Origin of the sequence: Streptomyces lancefieldiae (assembly GCF_031845825.1) — a bacterium.
In the GTDB taxonomy this organism is placed as follows: Bacteria; Actinomycetota; Actinomycetes; order Streptomycetales; family Streptomycetaceae; genus Streptomyces; species Streptomyces lancefieldiae.
The window spans coordinates 292,680-310,316 of sequence record NZ_JAVRFH010000001.1; the positions used below are offsets into that span (position 1 = coordinate 292,680).

Annotated in this window: 16 protein-coding genes and 2 pseudogenes; 17 read left to right on the top strand and 1 reads right to left on the bottom strand. The window is 71.4% G+C overall.

From position 1 onward, the window contains the following. Positions 1–3: 3 nt before the first annotated feature. The 16 genes and pseudogenes from RM812_RS01550 (at position 4) to RM812_RS01625 (ending at position 16,267) form a co-directional block, all read left to right on the top strand. Positions 4–876, top strand: coding sequence for a glycosyltransferase family 2 protein (locus RM812_RS01550; protein ID WP_311570619.1), 873 nt, complete (start codon positions 4–6; stop codon positions 874–876). A 120-nt stretch (positions 877–996) separates the two neighbouring features. After that, complete coding sequence (locus RM812_RS01555) at positions 997–1,926, top strand: ABC transporter permease (RefSeq protein WP_311570525.1); 930 nt, start codon at positions 997–999, stop codon at positions 1,924–1,926. Then, the gene (locus tag RM812_RS01560) at positions 1,919–2,704 is read left to right on the top strand and encodes an ABC transporter ATP-binding protein (protein WP_311570526.1); all 786 of its coding nucleotides are present in this window, start codon (positions 1,919–1,921) and stop codon (positions 2,702–2,704) included. The genes RM812_RS01555 and RM812_RS01560 overlap by 8 nt, the downstream gene beginning before the upstream one ends. Positions 2,705–3,063: 359 nt before the next feature. Continuing rightward, complete coding sequence (gene hpnC / locus RM812_RS01565) at positions 3,064–3,966, top strand: squalene synthase HpnC (RefSeq protein WP_311570527.1); 903 nt, start codon at positions 3,064–3,066, stop codon at positions 3,964–3,966. Next, positions 3,963–4,913: a presqualene diphosphate synthase HpnD gene (hpnD, locus tag RM812_RS01570; protein ID WP_311570528.1), complete on the top strand. Its 951-nt coding sequence runs from the start codon at positions 3,963–3,965 to the stop codon at positions 4,911–4,913. The genes hpnC and hpnD overlap by 4 nt, the downstream gene beginning before the upstream one ends. Beyond that, on the top strand, positions 4,913–5,071 hold the full coding sequence (locus RM812_RS01575) for a DUF6380 family protein (RefSeq protein ID WP_311570529.1): 159 nt from the start codon (positions 4,913–4,915) through the stop codon (positions 5,069–5,071). The genes hpnD and RM812_RS01575 overlap by 1 nt, the downstream gene beginning before the upstream one ends. Further along, the gene (hpnE, locus tag RM812_RS01580) at positions 5,068–6,504 is read left to right on the top strand and encodes a hydroxysqualene dehydroxylase HpnE (RefSeq protein ID WP_311570530.1); all 1,437 of its coding nucleotides are present in this window, start codon (positions 5,068–5,070) and stop codon (positions 6,502–6,504) included. Before RM812_RS01575 ends, hpnE begins: the two co-directional genes overlap by 4 nt. Before the next feature lie 68 nt (positions 6,505–6,572). Continuing rightward, positions 6,573–7,637 (top strand): polyprenyl synthetase family protein, encoded by a 1,065-nt coding sequence (locus RM812_RS01585; RefSeq protein WP_311570620.1) that lies wholly within the window; start codon positions 6,573–6,575, stop codon positions 7,635–7,637. Between the two features lie 234 nt (positions 7,638–7,871). Beyond that, a complete protein-coding gene (gene shc / locus RM812_RS01590; protein WP_311570531.1) occupies positions 7,872–9,932 on the top strand; it encodes a squalene--hopene cyclase in 2,061 nt (686 codons plus the stop codon). Then, positions 9,932–10,573, top strand: a complete 642-nt coding sequence (locus RM812_RS01595; protein WP_311570532.1) for a phosphorylase family protein — start codon at positions 9,932–9,934, stop codon at positions 10,571–10,573. Before shc ends, RM812_RS01595 begins: the two co-directional genes overlap by 1 nt. A 6-nt stretch (positions 10,574–10,579) precedes the next feature. Next, positions 10,580–11,602 carry an adenosyl-hopene transferase HpnH gene (gene hpnH / locus RM812_RS01600; protein WP_311570533.1) on the top strand — a complete coding sequence of 341 codons (1,023 nt, stop codon included), beginning with the start codon at positions 10,580–10,582 and terminating at the stop codon, positions 11,600–11,602. Positions 11,603–11,811: 209 nt separating this feature from the next. After that, positions 11,812–12,048: pseudogene (locus RM812_RS01605) on the top strand (flavodoxin-dependent (E)-4-hydroxy-3-methylbut-2-enyl-diphosphate synthase); the annotation flags it as partial. A 27-nt stretch (positions 12,049–12,075) separates the two neighbouring features. After that, positions 12,076–14,028 (top strand): 1-deoxy-D-xylulose-5-phosphate synthase, encoded by a 1,953-nt coding sequence (dxs, locus tag RM812_RS01610; protein WP_311570534.1) that lies wholly within the window; start codon positions 12,076–12,078, stop codon positions 14,026–14,028. Beyond that, positions 14,029–15,414 carry an aspartate aminotransferase family protein gene (locus RM812_RS01615; RefSeq protein WP_311570535.1) on the top strand — a complete coding sequence of 462 codons (1,386 nt, stop codon included), beginning with the start codon at positions 14,029–14,031 and terminating at the stop codon, positions 15,412–15,414. Positions 15,415–15,503: 89 nt separating this feature from the next. Continuing rightward, positions 15,504–16,151, top strand: coding sequence for a helix-turn-helix domain-containing protein (locus tag RM812_RS01620; RefSeq protein WP_311570536.1), 648 nt, complete (start codon positions 15,504–15,506; stop codon positions 16,149–16,151). After that, entirely contained in the window at positions 16,148–16,267 is a 120-nt protein-coding gene (locus tag RM812_RS01625) for a DUF6126 family protein (RefSeq protein ID WP_217145942.1), read from the top strand. Before RM812_RS01620 ends, RM812_RS01625 begins: the two co-directional genes overlap by 4 nt. A gap of 24 nt (positions 16,268–16,291) precedes the next feature. Here the strand turns inward: RM812_RS01625 and RM812_RS01630 are convergent, their stop codons facing one another. Beyond that, positions 16,292–17,089 carry a tyrosine-protein phosphatase gene (locus RM812_RS01630; RefSeq protein ID WP_311570537.1) on the bottom strand — a complete coding sequence of 266 codons (798 nt, stop codon included), beginning with the start codon at positions 17,087–17,089 and terminating at the stop codon, positions 16,292–16,294. Positions 17,090–17,407: 318 nt separating this feature from the next. Here RM812_RS01630 and RM812_RS42985 point away from each other — a divergent pair. Beyond that, a pseudogene (locus tag RM812_RS42985) lies at positions 17,408–17,587 on the top strand (hypothetical protein); the annotation flags it as partial. Positions 17,588–17,637 lie beyond the last annotated feature (50 nt).

The following is a 17,637-nucleotide window of genomic DNA, read 5'->3' on the forward strand; positions in this document are numbered from 1 at the left end:
GCCATGAAGGTCGGCGCGGTCGTCATCACCATGGGCAACCGACCCGACGAGCTGCGCGCCCTGCTCGACTCGGTCGCGAGGCAGGACGGCGACCGGGTCGAGGTGGTCGTGGTCGGCAACGGCTCGCCCGTCCCGGAGGTGCCCGAGGGCGTCCGCACCGTCGAGCTGCCCGAGAACCTGGGCATCCCCGGCGGGCGCAACGTCGGCATCGAGGCGTTCGGCCCCGGCGGCACCGACGTCGACATCCTGCTCTTCCTCGACGACGACGGCCTGCTCGCCCGCACCGACACCGCCGAGCTGTGCCGCAAGGCGTTCGCGGACGACCCGGAGCTCGGCATCATCAGCTTCCGCATCGCCGACCCGGACACCGGCGAGACCCAGCGCCGGCACGTCCCGCGGCTGCGCGCCTCCGACCCGATGCGCTCCTCCCGGGTGACCACCTTCCTCGGCGGCGCCAACGCCGTGCGCACCCGCGTCCTCGAGCAGGTCGGCGGCCTGCCGGACGCCTTCTTCTACGCCCACGAGGAAACCGACCTGGCCTGGCGGGCCCTGGACGCGGGCTGGATGATCGACTACCGGTCCGACATGGTGCTGAACCACCCCACGACCGCGCCCTCGCGGCACGCGGTCTACCACCGCATGGTCGCCCGCAACCGTGTCTGGCTCGCCCGCCGCAACCTGCCCGCGCTCCTCGTCCCGGTCTATCTCGGGGTGTGGATGCTGCTCACGCTGGTGCGCCGCCCCTCGCGACCGGCCCTGAAGGCCTGGTTCGGCGGGTTCCGGGAGGGCTGGACCAGTCCGTGCGGTCCTCGCCGGCCGATGAAGTGGCGTACGGTGTGGCGGCTGACCCGGCTGGGCCGCCCTCCCGTGATCTGACAAGCTCGTACCCGAGGGCATCCGGCCCCGTCCGGGGCCCCCCGGGCCCCACCCGAGGCCGACAGGCCCGTGCCGGGCCGCTACCGGCCCGGCACGGACGAAAGACGAAAGTATCCACTAGTGAGTGAGACAACGCACGACGGCACGGTCGCCATGACCAAGCCCGTGTCGCCCGACGAGGGCCTCACGGCGGCGCGGCTCGCCGCCAAGTACGGTCTGTCCGTGAGCGGTGCCAGGCCGTCGCTCGTGGAGTACGTCCGTCAGCTCTGGGGACGACGGCACTTCATCCTCGCCTTCTCCCAGGCGAAGCTGACCGCCCAGTACAGCCAGGCCAAACTCGGCCAGCTGTGGCAGGTCGCCACCCCGCTGCTGAACGCGCTCGTCTACTACGTGATCTTCGGTCTGATCCTGAGCGCGGGCCGGGGCATGGAGAAGGACGTCTACATCCCGTTCCTGGTGACGGGCGTCTTCGTCTTCGCCTTCACGCAGTCCTCGGCGATGGCGGGCGTGCGCGCGATCTCGGGCAACCTCGGCCTGGTGCGCGCGCTGCACTTCCCGCGGGCCTCGCTGCCGATCTCGTTCTCGCTCCAGCAGCTCCAGCAGCTGCTGTACTCGATGATCGTGCTCGTCGCGGTGGTGATGGCCACCGGCAGCCGTCCCTCCCTGTCCTGGCTGCTGGTCCTCCCGGCGCTCGTCCTGCAGTTCCTCTTCAACACCGGTCTCGCGCTGATCGTGGCCCGGATGGGGGCGAAGACGCCGGACCTGGCCCAGCTGATGCCGTTCATCATGCGGACCTGGATGTACGCGTCGGGCGTCATGTTCTCCATCCCGGTCATGCTGGAGGACAAGCCGGCCTGGATCACCGACGTGCTCCAGTGGAACCCGGCCGCCGTCTACATGGATCTGATGCGCTTCGCCCTGATCGACGGATACGGCTCCGAGCACCTGCCGCCGCACGTGTGGGCGGCCGGGCTGATCTGGGGCGTGCTGTTCGCCGCGGGCGGCTTCGTGTACTTCTGGAAGGCGGAGGAGAGGTACGGCCGTGGCTGAGCAACAGGGCGAACGGGTGCCGACGGTCATCGCGGACGAGTTGCACATCGTCTACCGCGTCAACGGCGCCAAGACCGGCAAGGGCAGCGCGACCGCGGCCCTGAGCCGCATGATCAGGAGAGGCTCCGGCGACGCGGCGCGGGGCGTGCGCAAGGTGCACGCCGTGCGGGGCGTCTCCTTCACCGCCTACCGGGGCGAGGCCGTCGGCCTGATCGGTTCCAACGGATCCGGCAAGTCGACCCTGCTGCGGGCCATCGCCGGCCTGCTGCCCGCCGAGCGCGGCAAGGTCTACACCGACGGTCAGCCCTCCCTCCTCGGGGTGAACGCGGCCCTGATGAACGACCTGACCGGCGAGCGGAACGTCATCCTGGGCGGGCTCGCCATGGGCATGACCCGCGAGCAGATCAAGGAGCGCTACCAGGACATCGTCGACTTCTCGGGCATCAACGAGAAGGGCGACTTCATCACCCTGCCGATGCGGACGTACTCCTCCGGCATGGCCGCCCGCCTGAGGTTCTCCATCGCCGCCGCCAAGGACCACGACGTCCTGATGATCGACGAGGCGCTGGCCACCGGTGACCGCAAGTTCCAGACGCGCTCCGAGGAGCGCATCCGGGAGCTGCGCAAGGAGGCCGGCACCGTCTTCCTGGTCAGCCACAACAACAAGTCCATCCGCGACACCTGCAACCGCGTCCTGTGGCTGGAACGCGGCGAGCTGCGCATGGACGGCCCGACCGACGAGGTGCTCAAGGAGTACGAGAAGTTCACGGGCAGGTAGCCCGACACGCCGGGACCGCGCCGGAACTGGTCCGGCGGGGTCCCGCGTCCGCGAAGGAAGCATCAACTCCCGGCGTTCTCAGGAATCTTGAACCCGATCGATGTGTTCTCGTGATGCGAGGAGCACCCCGGCGGACCGCCGTGAGTTGTACAACGTAAGCTGTACCGGTCCCGAAACGCGGCACATGGGGCGATAATGCCCGACACCCTCGAGCGGGCCTGCCGCGCGGGCAGTGGGGCGGCGTGTCCGAAATAGTATGTATTGGGTCGGCAGTGTAGAACGGGAGATGTGACGGCAATGGCTACGGAAACTCCCCAGCTCCGCGAAGCGTGCGCCGTCGCCGCCCAGGGCAGCCCGCGATGACGGTCAGTGACACGGCGCACGCCGTCGACCCCTCGCGCGGCACCCTCGACAAGGCCGCGGGTGAGAACTTCCCCGTGGCTCCCTTCTTCCTGCCCCGCGACTGGCGCACCGACCTGATGGCCGTGTACGGCTTCGCCCGCCTCGTCGACGACATCGGCGACGGCGACCTGGCCCCCGGCGGCGCCGACGCCCGTCTCCTCGGCGTCCCCGGTGATCAGGCCGACGACCGGCTGCTGATGCTGGACGCCTTCGAGGAGGACCTGCGCAGGGTCTTCGACGGGACACCGCGCCACCCGCTGCTGCGCCGCCTGAAGCCCACCGTGCGCCGCCGCTCGCTCACCCCCGAGCCCTTCCTCGGGCTGATCGCCGCCAACCGCCAGGACCAGCTGGTCCGCCGCTACGAGACCTACGAGGACCTCCTCGCCTACTGCGAGCTGTCCGCCAACCCGGTCGGCCATCTGGTCCTCGCCGTCACCGGCACCTCGACGCCCGAGCGGATCCGCCGCTCCGACGCGATCTGCACCGCCCTCCAGATCATCGAGCACCTCCAGGACGTCGCCGAGGACCTGGGCCGGGACCGCGTCTACCTGCCCGCCGAGGACATGAAACGCTTCCACGTCCAGGAGACGGACCTCGCCGCCAGGAGCGCCGGCGCGTCGGTGCGGGCCCTGATCGCCTACGAAGCACAACGCGCCCGTGATCTCCTGGATGAAGGTGCCCCCCTGGTGGGTAGCGTCCACGGCAGGCTGCGACTGCTGCTCGCGGGGTTCGTGGCCGGGGGCCGGGCGGCCGTCCGGGCGATCGCCGCCGCTCAGTACGACGTACTTCCCGGACCGCCCAAGCCCGGCAAGGCGCAGTTGCTGCGCGAGGTGGGCGTGACCCTGCGAGGAGAGGGGTGATCGGGACCGTGGAGTCGTCAGCGCACGCGTCGGCACCGGTACTCGCCGCCTACAGCTACTGCGAGACCGTCACCGGACAGCAGGCCCGTAACTTCGCCTACGGCATCAGGCTCCTGCCGACGCCCAAGCGCCGGGCGATGTCGGCGCTGTACGCGTTCTCGCGCCGCGTCGACGACATCGGCGACGGGGCGCTGGCGGACGACGTCAAGGTCGCCAGGCTCGAGGAGACCCGGGCCGTACTCGCCCGCATCCACGAGGGCGCGGTCGACGAGGACGACACCGACCCGGTCGCCGTGGCCCTCGCCCACGCCGCGCGTGCCTTCCCGATCCCGCTCGGCGGGCTGGACGAGCTGATCGACGGCGTCCAGATGGATCTGCGCGGCGAGACCTACGAGACCTGGGACGACCTGAAGGTCTACTGCCGGTGCGTGGCGGGCGCCATCGGACGCCTCTCGCTGGGCGTGTTCGGTACGGAGCCGGGGGCGCGCGGCGCCGAGCGCGCGTCCGAGTACGCCGACACGCTCGGGCTCGCGCTCCAGCTCACCAACATCCTGCGGGACGTCCGGGAGGACGCCGAGGGCGGCCGCACCTATCTGCCCGCCGACGACCTGGCCAAGTTCGGCTGCTCGGCCGGTTTCGCGGGGCCGACGCCACCCGAGGGCTCCGACTTCGCGGGCCTCGTGCACTTCGAAGTGCGTCGGGCCCGCGCCCTTTTCGCCGAGGGCTACCGGCTGCTCCCGATGCTCGACCGGCGCAGCGGCGCCTGCGTCGCCGCCATGGCCGGCATCTACCGCCGCCTCCTGGACCGCATCGAGCGCGACCCCCAGGCCGTGCTGCGCGGACGCGTCTCGCTGCCCGGCCGCGAGAAGGCCTACGTCGCCGTGCGCGGCCTGTCCGGGCTGGACGCCCGGCACGTGACCCGGCGGGCCGTCAGGAGGCGCGCCTGATGGCCACACCCGACACGCCGGCCCCAGGCGACGCCGACGGCGGACAACGGCGCGCAACCCTCCGGTGGCGCGCGGCGTCCCTGACTGAGACGGTCGGCGGTACGCCGTTCAAGCACCACACGGACCATGGCGACCGGACAGGGAAGGGCGCACCATGACCCACGGCAACGGCACGCGTGACGGCGGGCGGCTCGCGGACGTCTCCGCCGTCCGCCCCGGCGGACACGCCGTCGTGGTCGGCGGTGGACTCGCCGGTGTCACCGCCGCGCTCGCGCTCGCCGACGCCGGGGTGCGCGTCACCCTGCTCGAAGGCCGGCCGCGCCTAGGCGGGCTCGCCTTCTCCTTCCAGCGCGGCGACCTCACCGTCGACAACGGCCAGCACGTGTACCTGCGCTGCTGCACCGCCTACCGCTGGTTCCTCGAGCGCATCGGGGGGACGGCGCTCGCTCCCGTGCAGGAACGTCTCGACGTGCCCGTCGTCGACCTGGCCCGGCCCGAGGGACGGCGGCTCGGCAGACTGCGGCGCGACGCCCTGCCCGTGCCCCTGCACCTGGGGCGCAGCCTGGCGACGTACCCGCATCTCTCGCTCGCCGACCGCGCCAGGGTCGGGCGTGCCGCGCTCGCGCTCAAGGGGCTCGACCTCACCGATCCGGCCCTGGACACGCAGGACTTCGGCAGCTGGCTGGCCGCGCACGGTCAGTCGGCGCGCGCCGTCGAGGCCCTGTGGGACCTGGTCGGGGTCGCCACCCTCAACGCGGTCGCGGGCGACGCCTCCCTCGGGCTCGCCGCGATGGTGTTCAAGACCGGTCTGCTGTCCGACCCGGGCGCGGCCGACATCGGGTGGGCCCGCGTCCCGCTGGGCGAACTGCACGACCGGCTCGCCCGCAAGGCGCTCGACTCCGCGGGCGTCCGTACCGAGGTCCGTACACGTGTCACCTCCCTCCGTGTCAACGACCACGGCGGCTGGAGCGTCCAGGTTCCCGACGAGACGCTGGAGGCGGACGCGGTCGTCCTCGCCGTACCGCAACGCGAGGCGCACGACCTGCTGCCCGCGGGCGCCCTCGACGCCCCCGGGGAACTCCTGGAGATCGGCACCGCGCCGATCCTCAACATCCACGTCGTCTACGACCGCAAGGTGCTCGCCACGCCGTTCCTCGCGGCACTGGGCACCCCGGTGCAGTGGGTGTTCGACCGTACCGACGCCTCCGGGCTGAAGGACGGCCAGTACCTGGCGCTGTCGCAGTCGACGGCGCAGGACGAGATCGACGAGCCCGTGGCCGCGCTGCGCGAGCGGTACCTGCCCGAACTGGAGCGGCTGCTGCCCCGTACCCGGGGTGCCGAGGTGAAGGACTTCTTCGTGACCAGGGAGCGCGCGGCGACCTTCGCTCCCGCCCCCGGCGTCGGCCGGCTCAGGCCCGGCGCCCGCACCAAGGCACCCGGCCTGTACCTGGCCGGAGCGTGGACCGCCACCGGGTGGCCCGCGACCATGGAGAGTGCGGTTCGCAGTGGTGTCGGGGCGGCGGGCGCCGCGCTCGGTGCCCTCGGCCGGTCCCGCGGCCTCCTCCCCGACTTCTTCGAGGAGGCGGCGTGAGAACCGATCCGCGTGGGACCGACCCCCGCACTCCCGGTACCGCAACTGGAGGAGAGACTGTGCCCACTGTGCCCCCGGCCCCGAAGGCCGATCGACGGACCACGGTGGACGTGACCGCGCTTCTGGAGCGCGGCCGGACCCTGGCCACGCCGGTCCTGAGGGCGGCCGTCGACCGCCTGGCACCTCCCATGGACACCGTCGCCGCCTACCACTTCGGCTGGATCGACGCCCAGGGCAACCCCGCGGACGGCGACGGCGGCAAGGCCGTCCGCCCCGCACTCGCGGTGCTCTCCGCCGAGGTGACCGGCGCCGCGCCCGAGACCGGCGTACCCGGCGCGGTGGCCGTGGAACTGGTGCACAACTTCTCCCTGCTGCACGACGACCTGATGGACGGCGACGAGCAGCGCCGCCACCGCGACACCGTCTGGAAGGTGCACGGCCCCGCCCAGGCCATCCTGGTCGGCGACGCCCTGTTCGCCCTCGCCAACGAGGTGCTGCTGGAACTCGGCACCGTCGAGGCCGGCCGCGCCACCCGCCGCCTGACCAAGGCCTCCCGCGCCCTGATCGACGGTCAGGCCCAGGACATCTCCTACGAGCACCGCGACCGGGTCAGCGTCGAGGAGTGTCTGGAGATGGAGGGCAACAAGACCGGCGCCCTGCTCGCCTCCGCCAGCTCCATCGGCGCGGTGCTCGGCGGCGCCGACGAGCACACCGCCGACACGCTGGAGAAGTACGGCTACCACCTCGGCCTGGCCTTCCAGGCCGTCGACGACCTCCTCGGCATCTGGGGCGACCCGGGGGCCACCGGCAAGCAGACCTGGAGCGACCTGCGCCAGCGCAAGAAGTCCCTCCCGGTCGTGGCCGCGCTCGCGGCGGGCGGCCCCGCCTCCGAACGGCTGGGCGAGATCCTCACCGCCGACGCCAAGAGCAGTGACTTCGAGAACTTCTCCGAGGAGGAGTTCGCGGCCCGCGCCGCCCTCATCGAGGAGGCGGGCGGCCGCGACTGGACCGCCGACGAGGCACGCCGGCAGCACACCATCGCCATCGAGGCCCTCGACACCGTGGACATGCCCGACCAGGTGCGGGATCGTTTCACGGCGCTCGCGGACTTCGTCGTCGTACGAAAGAGATGATCACTATCGGTCGAATAGCCCTCGCGTAGTCGCCGGCCGGTGCCCTCCACTTCCGGCTTCTCCCCCCACTCCCGGCTTCTCCCCGCTCCGACCCCCACTCTCGGCTTCGCCCGAGCGGGGGGACCTTCCATGAGCGGGGGCCCCATGAGTGGAGGGACCCCCACGTGGACGAGCACCGGCCGACGGCGGACCCACAGCAGACGCACCGCTTGCACACTGCACGAAGGGGAAGCCATGACAGCGACGACCGACGGAAGCACCGGGGCCACCCTGAAGCCCCTCGCAGCCGCGGCCAGCGAAACAACCGACATCACCATCCCCGCCGCGGCGGCCGGGGTACCAGAAGCCGCCGCACGCGCCACCCGGCGCGCCACCGACTTCCTGCTCTCCCTGCAGGACGCCCAGGGCTGGTGGAAGGGCGACCTCGAGACGAACGTCACGATGGACGCCGAGGACCTGCTCCTGCGCCAGTTCCTCGGCATCCAGGACGAGGAGACCACGCGGGCCGCCGCGCTCTTCATCCGCGGCGAGCAGCGCGAGGACGGCACCTGGGCCACCTTCTACGGCGGCCCCGGCGAACTGTCCGCGACCATCGAGGCCTACGTCGCCCTCCGCCTGGCCGGCGACGCCCCCGACGCACCGCACATGGCGAAGGCGTCGGAGTGGATCCGGTCCCGGGGCGGCATCGCCGCCTCCCGCGTCTTCACCCGGATCTGGCTCGCCCTGTTCGGCTGGTGGAAGTGGGACGACCTGCCCGAACTCCCGCCGGAACTCATCTACTTCCCCACCTGGGTACCGCTCAACATCTACGACTTCGGCTGCTGGGCCCGGCAGACCATCGTGCCGCTGACCGTCGTCTCGGCGAAGCGGCCGGTGCGCCCCGCACCCTTCCCGCTCGACGAACTGCACACCGACCCGGCCCGCCCCGGCCCGCCGCGCCCCCTGGCGCCGGCGACGAGCTGGGACGGCGTCTTCCAGCGCCTCGACAAGGCGCTGCACGCCTATCGCAAGGTCGCCCCGCGCCGGCTGCGCCGGGCCGCGATGAACACCGCCGCCCGCTGGATCATCGAACGGCAGGAGAACGACGGCTGCTGGGGCGGCATCCAGCCGCCGGCCGTGTACTCGGTCATCGCGCTGTACCTCCTCGGCTACGACCTCGAACACCCCGTCATGCGCGCGGGGCTGGAGTCCCTGGACCGCTTCGCCGTGTGGCGCGAGGACGGCGCCCGGATGATCGAGGCCTGCCAGTCCCCGGTGTGGGACACCTGCCTGGCCACCATCGCGCTGGCCGACGCCGGGGTGCCCGAGGACCACCCGCAGCTGGTGAAGGCCGCCGACTGGATGCTCGGCGAACAGATCGTGCGCCCCGGCGACTGGTCGGTGAAACGGCCCGGACTCCCGCCCGGCGGCTGGGCGTTCGAGTTCCACAACGACAACTACCCCGACATCGACGACACCGCCGAGGTGGTCCTCGCCCTGCGCCGGGTCAGGCACCACGACCCGGAGCGGGTCGAGAAGGCCATCGGCCGCGGGGTGCGCTGGAACCTCGGCATGCAGTCGAAGAACGGCGCCTGGGGCGCGTTCGACGTCGACAACACCAGCGCCTTCCCCAACCGGCTGCCGTTCTGCGACTTCGGCGAGGTCATCGACCCGCCGTCCGCGGACGTCACCGCGCACGTCGTGGAGATGCTCGCCGTCGAGGGCCTCGCCCACGACCCGCGCACCCGGCGCGGCATCGAGTGGCTGCTCGCCGCACAGGAGCCGGACGGCTCGTGGTTCGGCCGCTGGGGCGTCAACTACGTCTACGGCACCGGATCCGTCGTCCCCGCCCTGACCGCCGCCGGACTCCCCGCCTCGCACCCGGCCATCCGCCGCGCGGTGACCTGGCTGGAGTCCGTCCAGAACGGCGACGGCGGCTGGGGCGAGGACCTGCGCTCCTACCGCTACGTCAGGGAGTGGAGCGGCCGGGGCGCCTCGACCGCCTCGCAGACCGCCTGGGCGCTGATGGCGCTGCTGGCGGCGGGGGAGCGGGAGTCCAGGGCCGTCGAGCGCGGCGTCGAGTGGCTGGCCGCCACCCAGCGGGAGGACGGCTCCTGGGACGAGCCGTACTTCACCGGCACCGGCTTCCCCTGGGACTTCTCCATCAACTACCACCTCTACCGGCAGGTCTTCCCGCTCACCGCGCTCGGCCGGTACGTCCACGGAGAGCCTTTCGCCGAGAAGTCGCGTGCGGCACGGACCACCGCCGGGCAGACTTCGACCGAGACATCCACGGCCGAGGCGAAAGGCAGCTGATGAACCGGCAGTCCGGCCCGTCCCCGCTGCTGATCGCCTGCGCGCTCGGCATCGAGCACCTCGCCCTGCGCACCGGCGACCGCGGCGGTGCGGGCGGGCCGGTCACCGTCCTGCGCACCGGTATGGGCCCGAAGGCGGCCGAGCGCTCGGTCGCCCGGGTCCTGGCCGACCCGGCGCTCGGTGACGCCGTGGTGCTGGCCACGGGCTTCTGCGCGGGACTGGCTCCCGGTATGCACCCCGGCGACCTGGTCGTCGCCGAGGAGACCCGGGACCCGCGGGGCACCGTCGCGTGCGTGGGGACCGACCGGCTCGTCAAGGAACTCGCGCGGGCCGCCCCCGGACGCACCCTGCACACCGGACCGCTGACCGGTTCGGACCACGTCGTCCGCGGCGCCGAGCGCGCCGACCTGCTCGCGACCGGCGCGATCGCCGTCGACATGGAGTCCGCGGCCACGCTCCTGAGCGCCGTCCGGGTGGGCGCGCGCCCGGTTGCGGCCGTCCGGGTGGTGGTGGACGCTCCAGAACACGAACTCGTCCGGATCGGCACAGTGCGCGGTGGAATATCGGCTTTCCGCGTTCTTCGATCCGTTCTTCCCGCATTTTTCGAATGGCACCGTTCTTTGCTGCTCCCCCGGAGGTGAGCCCAGATGGCCATGCCGCTGCGTCAGTCCATCAAGGTCGCTACATACCTGGCCGAACAAAAGATCCGCCGACGGGACAAGTTTCCGCTCATCGTGGAGTTGGAGCCCCTCTTCGCCTGCAACCTGAAATGCGAGGGATGCGGCAAGATCCAGCATCCGGCCGGGGTGCTCAAGCAGCGCATGCCGGTCGCGCAGGCCGTGGGAGCGGTACTCGAATCGGGTGCCCCGATGGTCTCCATCGCCGGCGGGGAACCGTTGATGCACCCGCAGATCGACGAGATCGTGCGCCAGCTGGTGGCCAAGCGGAAGTACGTCTTCCTCTGCACCAACGCCCTGCTCATGCGCAAGAAGATGGACAAGTTCACCCCTTCCCCGTTTTTCGCCTTCGCGGTGCACATCGACGGGCTCCGCGAGCGGCACGACGAGTCCGTGGCGAAGGAGGGCGTGTTCGACGAGGCCGTGGAGGCCATCAAGGAGGCCAAGCGGCGCGGCTTCCGGGTCACCACCAACTCGACCTTCTTCAACACCGACACCCCGCAGACCATCGTCGAGGTCCTCAACTTCCTCAACGACGACCTCAAGGTCGACGAGATGATGATCTCGCCCGCCTACGCCTACGAGAAGGCGCCCGACCAGGAGCACTTCCTGGGCGTGGAGCAGACCCGCGAGCTGTTCAGGAAGGCCTTCTCGGGCGGCAACCGGTCCCGCTGGCGGCTCAACCACTCCCCGCTGTTCCTGGACTTCCTGGAGGGCAAGGTCGACTTCCCGTGCACCGCGTGGGCGATCCCGAACTACTCCCTCTTCGGCTGGCAGCGCCCCTGCTACCTGATGAGCGACGGGTACGTGCCCACCTACCGGGAGCTGATCGAGGAGACCGACTGGGACAAGTACGGCCGGGGCAAGGACCCGCGCTGCGCCAACTGCATGGCGCACTGCGGCTACGAACCGACCGCCGTCCTGGCCACCATGGGCTCCCTCAAGGAGTCCCTGCGCGCCATGCGGGAGACGGTGTCCGGGAACCGGGAGTGACGGCATGACCGCCGTCTCCCTGGGCGTCCCCGAGGTACCGGTCCGGCCGATCGCCGAGCGGCGCGTGCCGCGGCGGATCCAGGTCGGGCCGGTGGCGGTCGGGGGTGGGGCCCCGGGTCGGTGCAGTCGATGACGACGACCCGTATCTCGGGCGTCGGCGCGACGCTCCGGCAGAGCGGAGCCGACGGCCTCCGGCTGCCAGATCGTGCGTCCCGCTGCGCGTCGCCGTCATGGGGTGCGTGGTCAACGGGCCCGGTGAGGCCCGCGAGGCGGACCTCGGCGTCGCCTCCGACAACGGCAAGGGCCAGATCTTCGTGAAGGGCCAGGTCGTCAGGACCGTCCCCGAGTCGAAGAGTGTGGAGACGCTGATCGAAGAGGCGGCGCGGATCGCCGAGCAGATGGAGAAGGACGGCGCGTCGGGGGAGCCGGCCGTCACCGTGAGCTGAACAGCACGGACCGAAGGGGGCCCGAGCGTGACGATTCTGGAGAGCATCCGGGGACCACGCGACCTGAAGGCGCTGTCCGAGGCGGAACTCGGCGAACTGTCCGAAGAGATACGTGACTTCCTGGTGCACGCGGTCGCCCGCACCGGCGGGCACCTCGGGCCCAATCTGGGGGTGGTGGAACTCACCGTCGCCCTGCACCGGGTCTTCGAGTCACCGGCCGACCGCATCCTGTGGGACACCGGCCACCAGAGCTACGTGCACAAACTGCTGACCGGCCGTCAGGACTTCTCCAAACTGCGCGGGAAGGGCGGCCTCTCCGGCTATCCGTCGCGTGAGGAGTCCGAGCACGACGTCATCGAGAACAGCCACGCCTCCACCGTCCTCGGCTGGGCCGACGGCCTCGCCAAGGCCCGCCAGGTGCAGGGGGAGCGCGGCCACGTCGTCGCCGTCATCGGTGACGGCGCGCTCACCGGAGGCATGGCCTGGGAGGCCCTGAACAACATCGCGGCCGCCAGGGACCGGCCGCTGATCATCGTCGTCAACGACAACGAACGCTCGTACGCGCCCACCATCGGGGGCCTCGCCAACCACCTCGCGACGCTCCGTACGACCGACGGCTACGAGCGGATGCTGGCCTGGGGCAAGGACGTGCTGCAGCGCACACCCGTGGTCGGCAACACCGTCTACGAGGCCCTGCACGGCGCGAAGAAGGGCTTCAAGGACGCCTTCGCCCCGCAGGGCCTGTTCGAGGACCTGGGGCTGAAGTACCTCGGCCCGATCGACGGGCACGACATCGGGGCCGTCGAGTCGGCGCTGCGGCGCGCGAAGCGCTTCCACGGGCCGGTGCTGGTGCACTGCCTCACCCAGAAGGGCCGCGGCTACGAACCCGCCCTGCGCGACGAGGCCGACCACTTCCACACCGTCGGCGTGATGGACCCGTTGACCTGCGCACCGCTCGGCCCCGCCAACGGGCCGTCCTGGACCTCCGTGTTCGGCGAGGAGATCGTCCGGATCGGCGAGGAACGCGACGACGTCGTCGCGATCACCGCGGCCATGCTGCACCCGGTCGGCCTCGGCCGTTTCGCCGAACGGTTCCCCGACCGGGTCTGGGACGTCGGCATCGCCGAGCAGCACGCCGCCGTGTCCGCCGCCGGCCTAGCCACGGGCGGACTGCACCCGGTCGTCGCCGTCTACGCCACCTTCCTCAACCGCGCCTTCGACCAGCTCCTGATGGACGTGGCGCTGCACCGCTGCGGCGTCACCTTCGTCCTGGACCGGGCCGGCGTGACCGGCGTCGACGGGCCCTCGCACAACGGCATGTGGGACATGTCCGTGCTGCAGGTCGTCCCGGGCCTGCGCATCGCCGCGCCGCGCGACGCCGATCAGCTGCGTGCCCAGTTGCGCGAGGCGGTCGCCGTCGACGACGCGCCGACCCTGCTCCGCTTCCCGAAGGAGTCCGTCGGACCGGCCGTGCCGGCCGTCGACCGGGTCGGCGCCCTGGACGTCCTGCACGCCGCCGACCGGCCCGAGGTGCTGCTCGTGGCGGTCGGCGTGATGGCGCCCGTCTGCCTCGGCGCCGCCGAGCTTCTCGAGGCCCGCGGCATCGGGTGCACCGTCGTCGACCCGCGCTGGGTCAAACCCGTCGACCCCGCACTCGCGCCGCTGGCCGCCCGGCACCGTCTGGTGGCCGTCGTCGAGGACAACAGCCGTGCGGCCGGGGTCGGTTCCGCGGTGGCGCTGGCGCTGGGCGACGCCGAGGTCGACGTACCCGTACGGCGGTTCGGCATTCCCGAGCAGTTCCTCGCGCACGCCAAGCGCGCCGAGGTGCTCGCCGACATCGGTCTCACCCCGGTCGAGATCGCCGGCCGGATCAGCGCGAGCCTGGCCGTCGGGGAACGGGCGGGAGAGCGGGCGGGAGAACCGGCCGGAGAACAGCCCGGGGACGAACGGATCGTCATGCCAGCGCAAGGAGAGTACTGAATGACCAAGGAGTTCGACCTCGCCGCGCTCTTGGCCGAGCGCGGAGCCGAGCGGTACGAGCTGCACGCGAAGCACCTCAACCACCAGCTCCCGCGCATGCTGCGCACCATCGGCTTCGACAAGGTCTACGAGCGGGCCGAGGGCGCGCACTTCTGGGACGCGGACGGCAACGACTACCTGGACATGCTCGCCGGGTTCGCGGTGATGGGCCTGGGACGCCACCATCCCGTCGTCCGCAAGGCGCTGCACGACGTCCTCGACGCCTCGCTGGCCGACCTGACCCGCTTCGACTGCCCGCCGCTGCCCGGGCTGCTGGCGGAGAAGCTGCTCTCCTACAGCCCGCACCTGGACCGGGTCTTCTTCGGGAACAGCGGTACGGAGGCGGTCGAGACCGCGCTGAAGTTCGCCCGGTACGCGACCGGCAGGCCGAGGATCCTGTACTGCACGCACGCCTTCCACGGGCTGACCACCGGGTCGCTGTCCGTCAACGGCGAGGACGGGTTCCGCGACGGCTTCACCCCCTTGCTGCCCGACACCGCCGTCCCTCTCGGTGACCTGGACGCCCTGGCCCGGGAGCTGAAGAAGGGCGACGTGGCCGCGCTGATCGTGGAGCCGATCCAGGGCAAGGGCGTCCACGAGGCCCCGCTCGGATATCTGCGCGCCGCCCAGGAGCTGCTGCACCGGCACAAGGCACTGCTCATCGCCGACGAGGTGCAGACGGGGCTGGGCCGGACCGGGACCTTCTACGCCTTCCAGCACGAGGACGGGGTCGAGCCCGACCTGGTCTGTGTGGCCAAGGCGCTGTCCGGCGGATATGTGCCGGTGGGGGCCACCCTGGGCAAGGACTGGATCTTCCAGAAGGTGTTCTCCTCGATGGACCGGGTCCAGGTCCACTCCGCGAGTTTCGGGTCCAACGCCCAGGCCATGGCGGCCGGACTCGCGGTGCTGTCGGTGATGGAGAACGAGGAGATCGTGGCGAACGCCGAGGCGGTGGGAGGGCGGCTGAAGTCCCGGCTGGGTGAGCTGGTGGACCGCTACGAGCTACTGGCCGACGTCCGAGGCCGGGGGCTGATGATCGGGATCGAGTTCGGCCGGCCCAGGTCCCTGAAGCTGCGCAGCCGCTGGACGATGCTGCAGGCCGCGCGCAAGGGGCTGTTCGCGCAGATGGTCGTGGTGCCGCTGCTGCAACGGCACCGGATCCTGACCCAGGTGTCCGGCGACCACCTGGAGGTGATCAAGCTCATCCCGCCGCTGATCATCGACGCCCAGGACGCGGACCGGTTCGTCGACGCCTTCACCGAGGTGATGGACGACGCGCACAACGGCGGTGGCCTGATGTGGGACTTCGGCAAGACCCTGGTCAGGCAGGCGGTGGCCAACCGCTGACGCCGCCGACCGCCGGCGGTTCCGCTTCCGGCGTTTGCCTGTGAGGCAAGAAAATTGCCTCCTGGGTAATTCTCGGGCTGAATGGAGGCATGACCTCGCACGAGACGGAGCCGCCGTCGCCGGACGTGGCGGACGTGGCGGACGGAGCGGCGGCCGCGGTGTCCGTCGTCGCGCCGCAGCTGCGCGCCCTGCGCCGCAGGGCCGCCCTCACCCTGGAGGTGGCGGCCCGCTCGGCCGGGCTGTCGCCCGCCCACCTCTCGCGGCTGGAGACCGGGCAGCGCCAGCCCTCGCTGCCGATGCTGCTCTCCCTCGCCCGTGTCTACGGTACGACCGTCTCGGAGCTGCTCGGCGAGACGGCCGCCGACCGGGACGCCGTCGTGCGCGCCGACGCCATGGAGCCGACGGAGGCGGGCGGCTGGACGTACTGGCAGGCGGGAGGGGCCGGCCGCGGGATGCAGGCCCTGCGCGTCCATGTGCCGCACGGCTCCCAGGGCGACATCGTGCGGGTGCACCCCGGTGAGGAGTGGCTGTATGTCCTCAGGGGCCGGCTGCGGCTGCGCCTCGGGGACACGGTGCACCGGCTCGGGCAGGGGGACAGCGCGCACTTCGACTCGCTGACCCCGCACCGGATCGCCGCACGGGACCCCGACGGGGTCGAGCTGCTCTTCGTCCACACCCTGTTGCAGAGCCCCACGGCCGCGCTGTGCCTCGGCCCGACCCCCGGAGAGATGCCATGAGCGCCATTCAGGACAAGTTTCCGCGTGCCCTGTGGGTACGACTCTTCATCTACATCGCCCTCGGGCACGTCTTCGGTGCCTTCCTGTACCTGCTGTTCGAGGTGGGGGCCAAGTAGCCGGCGACCGACCGGGCGCGTGGCTCAGTCCAGCATCCGCTCGCGCAGCCGCTCCCGGGTCTCCGGAGTGACCCGCAGGCCCTTCTCCAGGTAGGCGTCGACCCCGCCCCAGGTCTCCTCCACGGTCTCGAAGGCCGCCGTCAGATACTCGGCGCGCGCGTCGAACAGCGGGTTGAGCAGCTCCATGACCTCGGGGGAGTACGCCGAGGCGGCGGAGCTGCTGCGGTGCACCTTGTAGCGGCGGTGGGCGGCGTTCGACTTCAGGTAGTCCTCGACGACGGCCTCGCGTTCGACGCCGAGGGCGAGCAGGGTGATCGCGATCGACAGGCCCGCGCGGTCCTTGCCGGCCGCGCAGTGCATCAGGGCGGGGACGCTGTCCTCGGCGAGTGCGTGCAGCACCCGGGAGTGCTCCGCCGTGCGCTCCTTGATGATCGTGCGGTAGGAGCCGATCATCCGCTGGGCGCCCTTGTCGTCCGCCAGGATCTCGCGCAGCTGGTCGAGGTCGCCGTCGCGGACCATCTTCCAGAACTCGGCGCCGTCGGCCGGATCGCTCAGCGGCAGGTTCACGTTGCGCACGCCCGGAAGCTCGACGTCCGGACCCTCGAGCTTCTGGTCGGCCGCGTTGCGGAAGTCGAAGACGGTGTGCAGGCCCAGTGAGGCCAGGAACGCCGTGTCCTCCCCGGTGGCGTGCGCCAGGTGACCGCTGCGGAACAGCACCCCCTGCCGCACCCGCCGCCCGTCCACGGTGGGCAGTCCGCCCAGATCGCGGAAGTTGCGCACACCGGCCAGCTCGGGCTCGGTCGACGGGACCTGCTGCGTCACGGGGGCTCCTCCCACTCCGCCCCGCCGGCGCTGCTCGACGACGGGCGCCACTCGACGATACGGCATCTCTTGCCTGGGGCAATGAGTTGTCCACAGGGCATTGCGGGAGGACCGCACCAGTGGCAACGATGTTGGTATCTGAGCGAACCTGTTCGCATCCGTTTCTTCCTTGTGGGGGCCTGATGCCGGAGATCTCCGAAGACGGCCGCACCTGGCTCCGCACCGGACCGGGCAGCGCCTACGCCCTTCACCTCACCGGACGCGACGAGCTCGTGCATCTCCACTGGGGCCCGCGCATCGCGCTCCCGGCGCCTCGGGGTGCTCGCCCGCACGGACCAGGTGTGGACGTCTGACAACACCGACCCGCTCGACCGACTCGCCGTCCAGGAGGGCTCAGTCGGATCCACCCGGCGCGGGTCACGGCCGCCTGGGTCACCGACAGCCCCCAACGCCATGCGCAACGGCCGGGTCGGCTCCCTGCGCTTCCGGTTCGTCAGCGCGATGGCCGGGGTCGGCATCGGCGGCGACCTCACGAAGTGGACCGAGGC